The sequence below is a fragment of the Saccharopolyspora rhizosphaerae genome (genome assembly GCF_003931915.1).
GTDB lineage: Bacteria > Actinomycetota > Actinomycetes > Mycobacteriales > Pseudonocardiaceae > Saccharopolyspora > Saccharopolyspora rhizosphaerae.
This window is the reverse complement of record NZ_RSAA01000016.1, coordinates 76005-90940: the sequence shown is the minus strand read 5'-3', so window position 1 is coordinate 90940 and position 14936 is coordinate 76005. Positions and strand designations below refer to the sequence as shown.

Annotated in this window: 14 protein-coding genes, 4 tRNA genes and 1 other RNA gene; 10 read left to right on the top strand and 9 right to left on the bottom strand. The window is 72.0% G+C overall.

Annotated features, from left to right (window positions below; genetic code table 11):
- The first annotated feature begins 2 nt into the window (after positions 1-2).
- A tRNA-Ser gene (locus tag EIL87_RS17820) sits at positions 3-92 on the top strand.
- Positions 93-132: 40 nt separating this feature from the next.
- A tRNA-Arg gene (locus tag EIL87_RS17815) sits at positions 133-205 on the top strand.
- A gap of 262 nt (positions 206-467) precedes the next feature.
- On the opposite strand, the gene EIL87_RS17810 is transcribed toward EIL87_RS17815, so the two are convergent.
- From EIL87_RS17810 to EIL87_RS17790, 4 genes are all read right to left on the bottom strand, one after another.
- On the bottom strand, positions 468-1115 hold the full coding sequence (locus EIL87_RS17810) for a cyclase family protein (RefSeq protein WP_125091685.1): 648 nt from the start codon (positions 1113-1115) through the stop codon (positions 468-470).
- Between the two features lie 124 nt (positions 1116-1239).
- Positions 1240-1446 carry a hypothetical protein gene (locus EIL87_RS17805; protein ID WP_125091684.1) on the bottom strand — a complete coding sequence of 69 codons (207 nt, stop codon included), beginning with the start codon at positions 1444-1446 and terminating at the stop codon, positions 1240-1242.
- A gap of 410 nt (positions 1447-1856) precedes the next feature.
- Positions 1857-2045, bottom strand: coding sequence for a hypothetical protein (locus EIL87_RS17795; protein ID WP_125091682.1), 189 nt, complete (start codon positions 2043-2045; stop codon positions 1857-1859).
- 95 nt (positions 2046-2140) lie between these two features.
- Complete coding sequence (locus EIL87_RS17790) at positions 2141-3454, bottom strand: MFS transporter (RefSeq protein WP_325049479.1); 1314 nt, start codon at positions 3452-3454, stop codon at positions 2141-2143.
- 63 nt (positions 3455-3517) lie between these two features.
- Between EIL87_RS17790 and EIL87_RS17785 the strand changes: the two genes are divergently transcribed.
- Positions 3518-4522 (top strand): GlxA family transcriptional regulator, encoded by a 1005-nt coding sequence (locus EIL87_RS17785; protein ID WP_125091681.1) that lies wholly within the window; start codon positions 3518-3520, stop codon positions 4520-4522.
- A 47-nt stretch (positions 4523-4569) separates the two neighbouring features.
- Here the strand turns inward: EIL87_RS17785 and EIL87_RS17780 are convergent, their stop codons facing one another.
- Entirely contained in the window at positions 4570-4773 is a 204-nt protein-coding gene (locus tag EIL87_RS17780; RefSeq protein WP_125091680.1) for a hypothetical protein, read from the bottom strand.
- Positions 4774-5083: 310 nt separating this feature from the next.
- Positions 5084-5554, bottom strand: a complete 471-nt coding sequence (locus EIL87_RS17775; protein ID WP_125091679.1) for a YbaK/EbsC family protein — start codon at positions 5552-5554, stop codon at positions 5084-5086.
- A gap of 243 nt (positions 5555-5797) precedes the next feature.
- On the opposite strand from EIL87_RS17775, the gene EIL87_RS17770 reads away from it, so the two are divergent.
- Positions 5798-5998, top strand: a complete 201-nt coding sequence (locus tag EIL87_RS17770) for an antitoxin (protein WP_125091678.1) — start codon at positions 5798-5800, stop codon at positions 5996-5998.
- A gap of 144 nt (positions 5999-6142) precedes the next feature.
- On the opposite strand, the gene EIL87_RS17765 is transcribed toward EIL87_RS17770, so the two are convergent.
- Positions 6143-7114, bottom strand: a complete 972-nt coding sequence (locus EIL87_RS17765; RefSeq protein ID WP_125091677.1) for a prephenate dehydrogenase — start codon at positions 7112-7114, stop codon at positions 6143-6145.
- A gap of 122 nt (positions 7115-7236) precedes the next feature.
- Between EIL87_RS17765 and EIL87_RS17760 the strand changes: the two genes are divergently transcribed.
- From EIL87_RS17760 to EIL87_RS27735, 4 genes are all read left to right on the top strand, one after another.
- On the top strand, positions 7237-7725 hold the full coding sequence (locus tag EIL87_RS17760; RefSeq protein WP_125091676.1) for a tRNA adenosine deaminase-associated protein: 489 nt from the start codon (positions 7237-7239) through the stop codon (positions 7723-7725).
- Positions 7722-8207 carry a nucleoside deaminase gene (locus EIL87_RS17755; RefSeq protein WP_125091675.1) on the top strand — a complete coding sequence of 162 codons (486 nt, stop codon included), beginning with the start codon at positions 7722-7724 and terminating at the stop codon, positions 8205-8207. The genes EIL87_RS17760 and EIL87_RS17755 overlap by 4 nt, the downstream gene beginning before the upstream one ends.
- 172 nt (positions 8208-8379) lie before the next feature.
- Positions 8380-8465 (top strand) — tRNA-Ser (locus EIL87_RS17750).
- A gap of 309 nt (positions 8466-8774) precedes the next feature.
- Complete coding sequence (locus tag EIL87_RS27735; RefSeq protein WP_267898859.1) at positions 8775-10802, top strand: putative bifunctional diguanylate cyclase/phosphodiesterase; 2028 nt, start codon at positions 8775-8777, stop codon at positions 10800-10802.
- Positions 10803-10848: 46 nt separating this feature from the next.
- On the opposite strand, the gene EIL87_RS17740 is transcribed toward EIL87_RS27735, so the two are convergent.
- Positions 10849-12237, bottom strand: a complete 1389-nt coding sequence (locus EIL87_RS17740) for an FAD-binding oxidoreductase (protein WP_233576341.1) — start codon at positions 12235-12237, stop codon at positions 10849-10851.
- 135 nt (positions 12238-12372) lie between these two features.
- Positions 12373-12458: transfer RNA gene (locus EIL87_RS17735), tRNA-Ser, on the bottom strand.
- A gap of 123 nt (positions 12459-12581) precedes the next feature.
- Between EIL87_RS17735 and ffs the strand changes: the two genes are divergently transcribed.
- Both ffs and EIL87_RS17725 read left to right on the top strand, forming a co-directional pair.
- Positions 12582-12676, top strand: an RNA gene (gene ffs / locus EIL87_RS17730) — signal recognition particle sRNA small type.
- Between the two features lie 58 nt (positions 12677-12734).
- The gene (locus EIL87_RS17725) at positions 12735-14936 is read left to right on the top strand and encodes a DNA polymerase III subunit gamma and tau (protein ID WP_125091674.1); all 2202 of its coding nucleotides are present in this window, start codon (positions 12735-12737) and stop codon (positions 14934-14936) included.

The following is a 14936-nucleotide window of genomic DNA, read 5'->3' as shown; positions in this document are numbered from 1 at the left end:
CGGGAGGCTTCGCCTAGTCTGGTCTATGGCGCCGCACTGCTAATGCGGTTGGGGGTTACGCCCCCTCCCGGGTTCAAATCCCGGAGCCTCCGCGAGGGACCTGCCCCAGGGTAGGGCCCGACAATTGAACAAGCGCCCGTAGCTCAACGGATAGAGCATCTGACTACGGATCAGAAGGTTTGGGGTTCGAATCCCTACGGGCGCGCGTCTGGTCGAGACAGCAGAAACCCCCGGGAAACTGGGGGTTTCTTGCTTTTCAGGGATCGGGCAGGTTTTTGCGGACCCGCCGGTGCGGGAGTGATGCTCGACACGGTCCGCGCTGCGGTCGGTCCTCCTCGATTGCCGCCCGAGAGGACACCCACGAATTCGACGCCTGTGGCGAGACAGAGGCCACACCCCGGCTGTGGCCGGTCCTGTCCGTGCCGGGACCGCTCTCGTCGCGGCGAGCGCACCCCATGCGGATCCGCCTACGTGCGGGCGAAGGCGCGCACCGGGATCGAGGGCAACCCGGTGAACGGCAGCGGTACCGCGGAGAAGGAGAACCCCGCGGACGGCACGCTCCCCAGGTTCGTGGCGTTCTCGACGATGAGCACGTCGTGGTCGAGCAGCTCCGTGTGGACCGGCCGGCCGCCTCCGACGGTGTCGTCGACGTTCACCGAGTCGATGCCCACCAGGACGGCGCCCGAGGACGCCAACCGGCGGGCGGCTTCCGGGGTGAGGTGGGGATGCTCGTGGCTCCCGTACCGCTCGGTGCCCCAGTGGGCGTCCCACCCGGTGCGGATCAGCACCGCGCACCCCTCCGCCCGTGCGGGCACGGCATCAGCCGGCACTTCGGTGAGGCCCTGAGCGTCGACGAGGAGACCCGGCAGGTCCACGCACCGACCGAGGTCGAGGCTTCCGATGTCGCCGCCTGAGGGGAACCGGTGGGCGGGCGCGTCCAAGTACGTCCCGGTGCTGGTGACCAGCTCGACACGGGCGATGCGGAACTCCGTGCCCGGCGCGTAGTGGGACCGCGAAGCCTCGAAGCCCACGTGGTCGCTGACCACGGGGCCGGGCAAGCCCGGGTACGTCACCATGCCCGGCACGATCGGGTGCGTCAGGTCGATCAAGCCCACACCGCGATGCTAGGCCGACCCACCGGAGGCTGAGCCTGCCGTCTTCGCTGGGGGCGCGAGGCTGAGGCCGAAGGTCACGGATTGCCCCGGGCGGGCGGTGTCTACGTCGGGGTGCGCGTGGCGATCAGGCGGCGTTCTGCGCCTCGGGAAGATGCGGAGGCGCCGAGCTCGGGGCCTTCTCGGTGGGTTCCTCGGTGACCCAGCCGGCCACGTCGCCGAGCGTCATGCGCGGTCTCCACAGGAGGTCTGCGGTGAGCTCGGAGGAGTCCAGGTCGGCGTCGGTCGTGGTGTGCAGCCGCTCGCGCCACTGCCAGTGCTCCGGGGCGCGCATCGCCTCGACGTCTCCGTCGAGGTGCTCGAGGACGGTCGACCACCAGTAGCCGATGTGCCAGCTGATCCACGCGCTCGTGACCGCCGGAACCGGGTCGGGCTCGGTTTCGGCGAGGTCGGCGGCCCAGTTGCCGTCCGCATCGGGCCGGACGGTCCAGTGGTGCGGTGCGGGCGCCCCACCACTGCTCGTCGAGCCCGTCGGCGTGGTGCTCGAACAAGGCCCACGTCATGTCGAGCTGGCGCAGCAGCAGTTCCACCCTCGCTACTGGTCACCGCCGGATGTTCCCACCGAGGCCGGGAGCAGCGCGATCGAATGACCGCTCTCGACCGAGGCCTGGGGGCGGACGGGAGGCGTCGTCCAGGGAGCGGGTGTGAGAACCCCTGTCAGGGAGGGGTTCTCACGCCGACCGGTCAGCCGTCGTCTTCGCCGCCTTCTTGCTCGCCGTCCTGCTGCTGGTCCTCTTGCTGCTGGTCGCCGTCCTGCTGCTCCTGCTGGTCCTCCTGCTGCGGGCCCTGGGCGAAGTCGCAACCGGCGGTCGCGCCGAGCGCGAGGACGGCACCGGCGACGGCCGTGACGATGCGGAGTTTCGAGTTGCGCATATCTGGACGATACGGGCGAGCCCGGCGATCCGTCAGGTCCCCGCACCGACGCCGTCTGACCTGCCTGCCCCCCGAGAGCACCCGAACAGGGGCGATCACGTGTCGTGGTGATCGGTTCCGCCTGCATGCCGGGTCCGCCAGGCCCGGGTCGACGTCCACCGGCCGGTCGGGCTAGGAACGGCGATGTGCCCGGCACGGGGCGGCCTGCTCCGGGGGTGCACGGGGCTGCGGGGGATCCTGAGCGCGAGGAGTGCTGCGGCGAGGCAGAGGGCGCCTGTGGTGGGCCAGAGGAGGGAGTAGGTGCCGGTGAGGTCGCGGGTGAGGCCGCCGAGGTAGGCCAGGGACCCGGCGCCGAGCTGGTGGGCGAGGCTGATCCAGCCGAAGGCGATCGGTCCGTCGGCGCCGTGGAGCCGGCGGCACAGGGCGATCGTCGGCGGGACGGTCGCCACGTCGAGGAGGCCGAAGACCACCACGAAGGCGAGCACGCCTGGTCGCACACGCGGCCCGAACAGGCCGGGCAGCAGCGCGAGCGAGACACCGCGCAGCGCGTAGTAGCAGGTCAGCAGCAGTCTCGGGTCGAAGCGGTCGGTGAGCCAGCCCGAACCGACGGTGCCGAACACGTTGACCACGCCGACGACCGCCAGCAGCGAGGACGCGACCCCGGTGGGCATGCCGTGCTCCTGCGCGGCCGGGGTGAAGTGGGTCCACATGATGCCGTTGGTGGAGGCGCCGCAGATCGCGAAAGTGCCTGCGAGCAGCCAGAACCACCCGCTGCGCAGGGGTAGTGCGCGCACGGCACCGCCGACCGGGGCCGGAGCGGGCGGCGGTTCCGGGTGCGCAGCGCCGTAGGGGAGCACGCCGACGTCGGCGGGACGGTCCCGCAGCACGGCCCACGCGAGCGGGGCGACCAGCAGCGCGGCGGCGACGAGCGCGCCGGTGGCCGCGCGCCAGTCGACGTCCACCAGCAGCGAGAAGACCGGCAGCAGCGCGAACTGGCCGAACACGGTCGCAGCGGTGAGCACGCCCGCGACCAGGCCGCGTCGGGCGGCGAACCAGCGGTCGGCCACCAGCGCGGCGAAGGTCGTCGCCAGTGCGCCGCAGCCGGTCCCGACCAGCAGGCCCCAACCGAGGACGAACTCCAGGGCGCTGCCATCAGCGTGGTCAGCCCTGCGCCGGTGGCGATCAGCAGCAGGGCGGTGAGGACCGTCCGGCGCATGCCGAAGCGGTCCACCGCGGCAGCCCCGAACGGCGCGGTCACGCCGTAGAGCACGAGGTTCAGCGAGGCCGCCGCGCTGATCGTGCCGTGCGGCCAACCGAACTCGTGGTGCAGCGGAGTCACCAGCAGTCCCGCGGTCGTGGCGCAGGCGCCGGCGGCGATGATCACCAGGGCCGCCACCGCGGCGACCCACCAGGTTCGATGAACGGGCACGGGTCGACCTTGCGTCACCGTGTTTCGCGCGACGAGTGACCCGATGGCCAACCTGTGCAAGGATCGGGCCATGACGGCTCGGGTGGCAGTGCTGGTGCGCGACGGCGTGATGCCGATGGAGCTCGGCCTGGTGCACCAGCTGTTCGGCAGCGCCCGGTCCACGTCCGGCGAGCGCCTCTACGAGGTCGTGACCTGCGCAGTCGTGCCGGGGGTGATCCGCACCGACGCGGACTTCCCGATCCACGTCGAGCACGGGCCGGAAGCGCTCGACGAGGCGGGCACCGTGGTCCTGCCCGCCAGTCACGAGCCGGACGAGACCGAGACCGAGGGACGTCTGCCGGCCGGCCTGGCCGCCGCGCTCGCCCGGATCCCGGACGGCGCCCGCATCGCGTCGATCTGCACGGGTTCCTTCGTGCTGGCCGCCGCCGGGCTGCTCAACGGCAAGGAAGTGACCACGCACTGGAAGTCCTGCGACCACTTCCGGCGCCTGTTCCCCCAGGTCAGGTTGGTGCTGGACGTGCTCTACACCGACGACGGCGACGTGCTGACCTCGGCGGGTGAAGCCTCGGGCATCGATCTGTGCCTGCACCTGATCCGCCGCGACCACGGTGCGGCGGTGGCCAACGAGGTCGCGCGCACCACGGTCGTGCCGCCCCACCGGGAGGGCGGGCAAGCGCAGTACATCCGCCGGCCGGTCCCGGAACCGCAGGTGTCGACGACCTCCGGGGCGCGCGCGTGGGCGCTGGAGAACCTCGACCGGCCGCTCACGCTGCGGGAACTCGCCGCGTGCGACTCGCTCAGCGTGCGCACGTTCACGAGGAGGTTCCGCGACGAGGTCGGTCTTTCGCCGCTGCAATGGCTCACCCGGCAGCGCGTGGAGCGGGCGCGGCAGTTGTTGGAGGAAACGGACCTACCGGTCGAAAGAATTGCGAGCGATTCCGGATTCGGAACGGCGGCGTCTCTGCGCCAGCACCTGCAGTGCGAATTGGGCGTCTCTCCCAGTGCGTACCGCGCGACGTTCCGCGGTGCGCCCGGTCCCGACGCGTAGGTGAGGCCCCGCCGGGTGTGGCCGGCGGGGCCTCAGCACGGGATGGGTCAGCCCAGGATGCCCGCGTTGATGATGGAAGTCTCGGTCTCCGTCACGGTGGTGTCGACGTCCCACCAGTTGCACGCGAAGTGGTGGCAGGAGCCGCCACCCCGCGGCGTCATCGTCTCTCCGGCGGATGCCATCCCGGCACCGGCGACGGCGAGGGGCAGGATGAAAGCGCCGACGACGATGGGGCGAATCAGCGAACGCATAAGTGCCTTCCTTCCAATTCTGCTTACCCGGTGAGATTTCTGGATCAGGCTGACCCGAAATCGGGCAAACCAATGTGTACCGTCCTCTGCGCCATGCCGCAGATCTTCCGCAGGGGGCTTCACCGGAAAGTGTTCGCCCGTCCGAAGCCGCGCTTTCCGCAACGCATTCCGGCGCCATCCGCGGGTTTTTCCCGCGCTGTCACCTGGTGTGTCGACGGGGGGTCCGAAAGGGTGGTTTGCGGCTGGAGTGCCGCTGGAAGGGTTGTGCGCGGTTCGTACCAGGTGTGGACGTGTCCCCGGACGGTGGCGTTCAGGTTCGGGCGACCTCGGCGGCCACCCCGCCGGTGATCCGCAGGAGCTCGTCGAAGCTCGTCGGGAACATCGCGTGCTTGCTGCCCGCGCCCGCCCAGACCGTGGGATGCGCGGCCAGCGCCCGGTCCACCACGGTCCGGATCGGCCGCGGGTGGCCCACCGGCCCGACCCCGCCGACCGGCTGCCCGGTGGCCTCCTCGACGAACTCCGGGCTGGCCCGCCGGATCTTGCGGACTCCCAGCGCGCGTTCCAGCCCTCGGGTGTCCACCCGGTGCGCGCCGCTGGCGATCACCAGCAGCGGGTCTCCGTCGGCGGTGAACACCAGGCTGTTGGCGATCGCGCCGACCTCGCAGCTCAGCTCCGCGGCGGCGGCCGCCGCCGTGGGCACTTCGCTGACGAACTCGACGACCTCGCCCTGGGCGCCGAGGTCGCGCAACCGCTCGGTGAACGCCTCCGTCGTGCTGGTCATGTGCGCAGGCTATTGACCGACGTGGCGCGGTCGTCAGCGGGGCCTGCAGCAGCACCTCGATCGGAGCGTCGAAGAGGTGGTCGATCGTCCGGTGACCGGTCGCCGTGCGCGTACGGGGAGGCCACTCGTCCGGGTTAGGCGTGCGCCCGGAAGGGGTGTTGCGACGAGCAGGAACCCGCGATCGGGCTTAGCTTCGCCGGGAGCAGCGGCGAAGGCTTTCACACGAGCCGGGGAAGGAGCACCATGGGCTTCGGAGACTTCAAGGACAAGCTGCAGGGCCTCAGCGAAGAGCACGGCGACAAGGTCGAGCAGGGCATGGACAAGGCCGGCGACAAGGCCAAGGAGAAGTACGGCCACGACGAGCAGGTCGACCAGGCCGTGGAGAAGGGCAAGGACTACGTCGGAGGAGACGAGGAGCAGCCCCCGCCGCCGCCCGGCCAGTAGACAACTCAAGACCACAGCGCTCCGGCCGAGGCTGGCGGCGGGACCAGGCGGAAGTCGTCCCGACCAGTGGTCGCAGCGCACCATAGGAGAGGTCGCCCCCACGCACAGGGCGACCTCTTCTTCTGCCCGCGACCGCCCTCCGCGTCAGCCGACGGGGACTTCGGTCGTCGCGTGGTCCTCCGCGATCGCGGTGACCCGGCCGCCGAGCTCGCCGAGGTCGCGGAGGCGGGCGAGGGCTTCGGGGCGGAGGCGGACCGACGCGGTCGTGGTGCCTTCCCCGCCGGCGAGGGCGTCGAGCCGCCTCCGGGCTTCGTAGCCCGCGTCCAATGTGGACTTCAGTCCGCCGGTGGAGGCGAGGGAGCCGCGCGCGGCGCCCAAGCGGCCCAAGGCGTCGTCGACCGCGTCGAGCAGGGCGGGCTTGTTGCCCTCGGTCATGGCGCGCACCAACTCGGGATCGCTTCCCGCGACCCGGGTTCCGTCCCGGAACGAGCCCGCCGCCAGCGACAGCGCGAGCGGACCGCCGTCGGCGCCGACCGCGGCGAGGATCGCGGCGAACAGGTGCGGCAGGTGCGAGACCCGGGCCACCGTGTCGTCGTGCGCCGCCGCGCCGGTCGGCACCACGTGGGCGCCGCAGTCCAGCGCCAGCTCGGCCGCTTCGCGCCAGGCCTCGATCGTCGTGGCCTCCTCGATCGTCACCGCCCAGGCCGCGCCGCGGAACAGATCGGCCGACGCGGCTGCGAAACCCGACGCCGAAGTTCCCGCCATCGGGTGACCTCCGGCGTAGCGAACGCGCGGGGTGAGCTTGCGGACCTCGAAGTCGACCGGGTCCTTCACGCTGACGACGTCGGTCAGCCAGGCTCCCGGGTGGACGTCGGCGATCCGGCGCAGCACCTCGCGGACCGCCGGCAGCGGTACCGCGATCACCACCAACGCGTCCTCCTGCTTGGCCCGTCGCAAGGCGGCGTCGGTTTCGAGCGCCTCGAAGCCCGCCTCGCGCGCTGCGGTGGCGTCCGCTTCCGAAGCGGTGGCGCCCCACGCGGGGCGCCCGGCCGCGGAGGCGGCGCGCAGCACGGATCCACCGATGAGTCCCAACCCGATCACGCACACGGCACGCATCCGTCCATCCTGCCCGACGAAGCCGTTCCGCACGCACCCGGTTGAGCGCAATCCGTCCCCTGATGGTTACGACAACCGCAATAGTGCTTTCGGGTGGCCTTCGTACGCTTTACGGTGTCTTCATGACGGTGCAGGAGCCGGTCGCAGGCTTCGCCGTCGCCGTGGTGCGCGAAGACGGGCGGTGGCGGTGCAGCGCGATGGACAACTCGGTGCTGACCGGCCTGGACGCCTCGATCACGGCGTTGCGCGAGCTGCGTTCCACCGGCGCGGTGTTCGGAATGTGCAATGTGGACGACGAGTTCTTCGTCCTGATCAGGCCTGTCCCGGGTGGGGTGGACCTGCTGCTGTCCGACGCCGCCGCGGCGCTCGACTACGACATCGCGGCCGACGTGCTCGACCTGCTCCGCATCGACCCTCCCGATGAGGACGACGAGGAGGTCTGGCCGGAGGGCAACCTCGCCATCCTCTCCGACTTGGGGCTCCCGGAGGGAGAACTGCTCGTCATCATCGAGGAGGTCGACCTCTACCCGGACGAGCAGCTGGAGATGATCGCCCAGCGCTGCGGGTTCGGTGACGACTTCTCGAAGCTGTTGGAGAAGATGTACCGGTGAACACCACCGAGGCCCGCGCCGGCGACGTCGAGCTGGTGCGGGCCGCGTTGCGGGTGGCCGCCGACGCACCGTCCACAGGGGATGTGCCCATCGGAGCCGTCGTCGCCGATGCCGAGGGCCGGGTTCTCGCCGAAGCCTGCAACCGGCGCGAAGCGCACGGCGACCCGACCGCGCACGCCGAGGTGCTCGCCCTGCGCGCGGCGGCCCGGGCGCACGGCGACGGGTGGCGCCTGGAGGGCTGCACGCTCGCGGTCACGGTCGAACCGTGCACGATGTGCGCCGGAGCGCTGGTGCTCGCCCGCGTGGCGCGGGTCGTCTTCGGCGTCTGGGAACCACGCACCGGAGCCGTCGGCTCCCTGTGGGACGTCGTCCGCGACAACCGCCTCAACCACCGCCCGGAGGTCGTCGGCGGTGTCCTGGCCGCGGAGTCCGCGGCCCTGCTGGAGTCCTTCTTCGCCACCCAGCGCCCGGGGTGTGGCTGACGTCTCTCTAGTGGGCGATCCGGGGGTGGTTGCCGCAGCGGGTCCCGCTCGCGGGCGGGCCGCCCGGTGCGTTCTCCGAATGACCTGGGAAGACGCGGGCGGTCGTGCGGACCGGGGTCCCGGCGCGGACCCCCTTGTGGGGATCGAGCAGGCGGCCGGTAGCCTTGTCGGCGGTAGCGTGTCCGAGCGGCCTAAGGAGCGCGCCTCGAAAGCGCGTGAGGTTAACAGCCTCCGTGGGTTCGAATCCCACCGCTACCGCTCGCAAGAGCCGGTCCCCGTGGTCACGGGGACCGGCTCTTCTGCTTCCGATCTCAGTTCGGCGTCACCAGTCCTGGGCAGGCGGGGGCGGGGCAGTCGACCACACGCTCCCGACCCGGTCCGCGAGCACCCCGGAGCGACGGCGTTCTGCCTGATCAACCGCCTGCGCCGGAGCCGGAGGAGACGGCGTGGGCGGGCTTCCGCCACTAGGCTGGGCCCCGTTCTTCCCAGGTCACGCGATGGGAACGCTCGGAAGCGAGGAACGGGAAGCTCTTGACTCCACGCACGTGGCTTTGCAGTTTGAACCCCATGGAGGAGCAGACCGCCGGAGACATGAGCGAGCGCATCGAGCTGTCGCTGCCGCTGCCGGAAGCTCCGGCGGTGCTGACCGACGCGGACGGACGCATCGTCGGCCTGACCGAGCAGGCCGCGGAGCTGTTCGACCAGCACGCATCGGCCCTGGTGGGCCGGACGTTCGCCGAGTTGGCGGTGCGGCAGGGGCCTGCGCTGAGCTTGCGCGGACCCGGTGCTGCCACCGTGCGCTACCTGAGCTGGCCGCACGAGGACGACCCGACGTTCCGCGTGACAGCGCTGATCGACGTCTCCGGCGAGGTGTTCAGCACCTCGCACCCGCTTCCGGTCGAGCTGGCGGGCCTCGCGCGGGTCGAAGCCTCCTCGCTCCAGGACGTGCAGCGCGTCGCCCGCATCGGCACCTGGGAGTGGGACCCGACCACTGACCTGGTCACGCTGTCGGCGGTCTCGCACGAACTGCTCGGGGTCCCCGCAGGTCGCGTGCTCGCGCTGGAGGACTACCTCGAGGCGGTGCTCCCGGAGGACCGGGAGGTCGTGCGGACGTCGCTGGCCCCGCTGGTCGAGCAGCACGACCCCGTTCCGGTGGAGTACCAGTTCCGGATCGTGCGCCTGGACGGCGGGCTGCGCACCATCGCCGCCCAGGCGAGCGCGCGCTCGCGGGACCAGGGGGTGACGGTCGTCGGCACCATCCAGGACATCGGTGACCCGACGGTGCTCCGCACCCGCCCCGGCTACGACGAGGTCACCGGCCTGCCGGACGAGGAAGCGGCGGTCGAGGTGCTCGGCCGGCTGCTGTCCAGCCCCGACCACGGCCGCGTCGCGGTCCTCACCTGCGCCCCCGACCAGCTCGAACGCGTCGACCACTCGCTCGGCTTCCGCGCGGGCAACGAGCTCCGCGCCACCCTCGCCCGCCGCCTGTGGGAGGGCATGCCCGAGGGCTGCACCGTGGCGCGCGGACCCAACGGGATGAGCTTCACCGTGCTGTGCCCGGACGTCGCGGGCGTCGGGGGACTGGAGGCCCTGACCGCCACGGTGACCGGGCTGCTGCGCACGACGACGGTCGTCGCTGGCCACCTGGTCCACCTGTCGGCCTCCACCGGGATCGCCCAGGTCCAGAACGGCGCCTCCAGCAGCGAAGACCTGATGCGTCACGCCGCGGTGGCCGTGTCCGAGGCGCGGCGCCGGGGTCAGGGCAAGGTCGTGCTGGCCGATCGCGACCTGATCACCGAGGCGAACGAGCAGCTCTCGATGGAGGAGCAGCTCCGGGAGGGGTTGCGCCACGACGAGCTGGTCCTGCACTACCAGCCGATCGTCACCGCCGACGGGGAGCTCCGCCGCGCGGAGGCCCTGGTGCGGTGGCAGCACCCCCACCTCGGCCTGCTCGGCCCCGGCTACTTCTTGCCCACCGCCCGCCGCGCCGGGATGCTCCCCGACCTCGACCGGTGGGTCCTGCGCACCGCGATGCGGGAGGCCGCGAGGTGGCCGCTCCTGCACGGCCGCGCGTTGCCGGTCAGCATCAACCTCGCCGGACTCGTCCCCGGCGACGACAGCTTCGTGGAGGTCGTCGAGGAGGCGGTGGCCGAGTCCGGGATCGAGTGGGACCGGGTGGTGCTGGAGCTCGTGGAGACCGACCTGGTCGACCTGCGTCCGCACCACCGAGCGGCGATGGAGGTGCTCGTCGAGCGCGGTGCCCGGTTCGCCATCGACGACTTCGGCACCGGCTACTCCTCGCTCGCACGGCTGCGGGACCTGCCCGCTCAGATCATCAAGCTCGACCGGCGGTTCGTCAGCAACATCGCGGTGGACGCGGCCGACTGCGCCGTGGCGCAGGCCGTGACGACCATGGCGCACGCGATGGGGCGGGCGTGCACGGCCGAGGGCGTCGAGACGCAGGAGCAGCTCGGTGTCCTCGACGCCCTGGGCGTCGACCACCACCAGGGCTTCCTGTTCTCGCCCGCGGTGCCGGAGCCGGAGTTCCGCGAGGTCCTCGCGGCCGAAGGCGGGTACCGGCCGGTGCAGGCCTGAAGGCCTCCACCCGGCCGGCCCCGCGCAGCGACTCGCCCCAGCGCGCTCAGGGGGTGATGTTCTGGTTGAGGTGGAAGGTGTTGTCCGGGTCGTAGTGGCGCTTGATCGAGCGCAGCCGCTCGTAGTTCTGCCGGTAGTTGGCCTTGACGCGCCCCTGGTCGTCGGAGGCCATGAAGTTGATGTAGCCGCCCTCGGCGGAGTGCGGGGCCGTCGCGGCGTAGTAGTCCCGGACCCACGCGATGTTCGCCTCGTTGTCCGCCGGGTCCGGCCACATGCCCGCGATCACCGTCGCGAAGTTGGCGTCCCGGTAGGCGAAGGCCGTCTCGTCCGGGCCGACCCGGTGGCAGGCGCCGTCGATCGGGTAGATGTGCACCGTCGAGTTGACCACCGGCACCCGCGGTCCGTGCTGTAGGTGGGCCTCGATCATCTCGTCGGTGAGCTCGGTGACGAAGTTCGCCTTCCAGTAGTGCTGCAGACCGGGTGGCACCAGGGCGTCGAAGGCCGCGTTGAGCGCCGGGTACGGCATCGGGCCGACGTGCTCGCCGACCACGGGCGCCAGGTCGCGCAGTCCCGCGACCGCCGCGGGACCGTCCTCCAGCGGGCCGGCCCAGCAGGTCACCACCGCGATGTGCGGAACGCCGTGCCGCTCCTCCGGGATGAACGGCAGCGGCGGGGCGATCTGGAACGCCGGGAACGCGCCGAGCTGCTCGGGCGCGTCGGCGATCAGCTCGCGGAAGCCGCGCAGCACCTCACCTGCGTGCTCCAGGTCGAAGAAGATCGGGCCGCCGTAGATCTCGCGCACCGGGCTGAGCCGGTACTCGAACGACGTCACCGCACCGAAGTTGCCGCCTCCACCGCGCAGCGCCCACAGCAGGTCGGGGTTGTGGTGCTCATCGGCCACCACGATCTCGCCGGAGGCGAGCACGACGTCGGCCGAGATGAGGTTGTCGCAGGACAGCCCGAGCCCGCGGGCGAGGTAGCCGATGCCGCCGCCGAGGGTCAGCCCGCCGATGCCGGTGGTCGAGATGATGCCGCCGGTGGTGGCCAGCCCGTAGGCGTGCGCGGCTGCGTTGAAGTCGCCCCAGGTCGCGCCGCCCTCGGCGCGCGCGGTGCTGCGCTCCGCGTCGACGCGGACGCCCCTCATCGCGGACAGGTCGGCCACCACGCCGCCCTCGCAGGTGCCGAAACCCGGCACGCTGTGACCGCCGCCGCGCACCGCCACGTCCAGCGAGGCGCCCCGCGCGAAGTCGACCACCGCCGCCACGTCGCCGGCGTTCGCGCAGCGCACCACGGCCTGCGGGTGCAGGTCGATCATCGCGTTGTGCACCCGCCGGGCTTCGTCGTAACCGGGGTCGGCGGGAGTGATCACCGGACCTCGCACGTGTTCCCGCAGTTGTTCGATCGTCGTCCCGACGTGTTCGATGGTCGTCCCCACGACAGCCGCCTCCGCTCCGCTTCCCGCGTGTTCCTGGAACGCACGGTGCGACCGCAGCAGCCCGCTGCACAGGGGCGTTCGGCCTGGGACGACGAAAAGAGCCCCGGACCTCGTGGTCCGGGGCTCTCCCGCGAGCGGAGGATACGGGATTCGAACCCGTGAGGGCTGTTAACCCAACACGATTTCCAATCGTGCGCCTTAGGCCGCTCGGCCAATCCTCCGTGCGGAAGCCTAGCAGGGCGGTGCAGCGCTTCAGGTGGGGGGTTTGACCAGCGGCGACCGCGGGTGGTGCTCCCCGTGGGCCCCGGTTCTCCGAGCCCGCGGGGCGTCTGGGTACACTGTCCCGTGGACCTCGTGCGGCGTCCATCCTGTGAACTCCCCCAGGGCCGGAAGGCAGCAAGGGTAAGCGGGCTCTGGCGGGTGCACGGGGTCCCCTTACTTTCCAGGGACGCTCACCCTGGTCCGAGTTGTCAGTCCGACCGCGTAGGGTTCCGACCGTGGCGCTCGCCCTCTACCGCAAGTACCGTCCGGCGACCTTCGCTGAGGTCGCCGGGCAGGAACACGTCACCGAACCCTTGCGGACCGCGTTGGCCGCCGGGCGGATCAACCACGCTTACCTGTTCTCCGGACCTCGCGGCTGCGGCAAGACCTCCAGCGCGCGCATCCTGGCCCGCTCGCTGAACTGCGCCCAGGGGCCGACTCCGGACCCGTGCGGTGAGTGCGACTCCTGCGTGGCGCTGGCCCCCGAAGGCGGCGGCAGCGTCGACGTCGTCGAGCTCGACGCGGCCAGCCACGGTGGTGTGGACGACACCCGCGAGCTGCGCGACCGGGCGTTCTTCGCCCCGGCCCAGTCGCGGTACCGGATCTTCGTCATCGACGAGGCCCACATGGTCACCACGCAGGGCTTCAACGCCCTGCTCAAGATCGTGGAGGAGCCGCCGGAACACCTGATCTTCGTCTTCGCCACCACCGAGCCGGACAAGGTGCTCACCACCATCCGGTCCCGGACGCACCACTACCCGTTCCGGCTGATGCCGCCGGGCGTGATGCGCGAGCTGGTGGAGCGGATCTGCGCCGAGGAGTCGGTGAAGGTTGAGCCGGCCGTGTTCCCGCTGGTCATCCGGGCCGGTGGCGGTTCCGCGCGCGACACGCTGAGCGTGCTCGACCAGCTGCTGGCCGGAGCCGGCGAGGAGGGGGTCACCTACGAGCGGGCCGTCGCGCTGCTCGGCGTCACCGACGTCGCCCTGATCGACGACGTGGTCGACGCGCTCGCTGCGGGCGACGCCGCTTCCGTCTACGGCACGGTCGAGCGGGTGGTGGAGGCCGGGCACGACCCGCGCCGCTTCGCCTCGGACCTGCTGGACCGGTTGCGCGACCTGGTGCTGCTGAGCTCGGTGCCGGACGCGGGGGATCGCGGACTCGTGGAGACCACGGGCGACGAGCTGACCCGCATGCAGCAGCAGGCCGAGCAGCTGGGCCCGGCGACGCTGTCGCGGTTCGCCGAGATCGTCCACACCGGACTGTCCGAGATGCGCGGGGCGACGGCACCCCGCCTGCTGCTCGAACTGCTCTGCGCGCGGATGATGTTGCCGACCGTCTCCGACTCGGAAACCGCTCTGCTGCAACGGCTCGAGCGCGTCGAACGCCGGATGACCATCGCGCCCGCCGAGGGGTCGGCCGCGGAAAGCGGTGCGCCCGAAGCTGTTCCGGCCGATCAGGACAAGCCCAAGCGGGTCTACCAGCGGCCGCACGAGCGGGCCGCCGCCGAGCCCGCGCCGCAACCCGAGGAACCGGCCGCCGCGCCGAAGCCGGCGGAAACCCCTGCGCCGCAGGAGAAGGCGGCTCCGGCCGCGCCGCGGCCCGCGGCCGCACCGCAGCGCCCGCCGGAGCCCGAACCGGCGCAGCCGCAGCCCGCGCAACCCGCCCCCGCGGCGCAGCCCGAGCCCGCGCAGCCCGACGCATCGGCGCCGAGCGGCTTCGACGCCGCAGCCGTGCGCCGGGTGTGGACCGACGTGCTGCAGGGCGTCGCCAAGCGCAACCGGCCCACGCAGGCGCTGCTGCTCAACGCCACCGTGCAGGACCTCAACGACGGCGTCCTGGTGCTGTCGATGCCGACGTCTGGGCTGGTCAAGCAGCTCGCGCAGCAGCGGCGGCTGGACTTCGTCCGGGAGGCGCTGCGCGAGGTCGTCGGCGGTGAGTGGGACATCCAGTGCGTCGAGGCCGGGGCCGCGCCACCGGCCCGGCCGGCCGCGCCGAAGCAGCCCCCGCAACCGCCGCAGCGCCGGGAGGCTCCGGCGCAGCCGCAGCAGTCCCAGCAGCCGCCCGCCTCGGAGAAGCCCGCGCCGGAGAAGCCCGCACCGCCCGCGAAGCCGCAGAACGGCGGCGGCTCGACCAACGGCGCCCAGCAGCGCGGTCCGGGTGGCCCCCGCGGTGGTTCGGTGCCGCGTCCGCCGGAGCCCGACGACATCCCGCCCCCACCGGAACCGCCGGACGAGGAGCCACCGCCGCCGGACGACATCCCGCCGACCCCGGAGCCGCAGCGCGGGCCGGCCACGCCGGAGCCCGACGACGAGGACCCGGAGTCGATGCTCGCGGAGTCCTCGCCGATGGAGGACGGGGTGCGAGGCGGTCCCGATCCGGAGGCCAAGGCCGTCGAGCTCTTCGAACGGGAGCTGGGCGCTCGCCGCATCGAGGGCTGA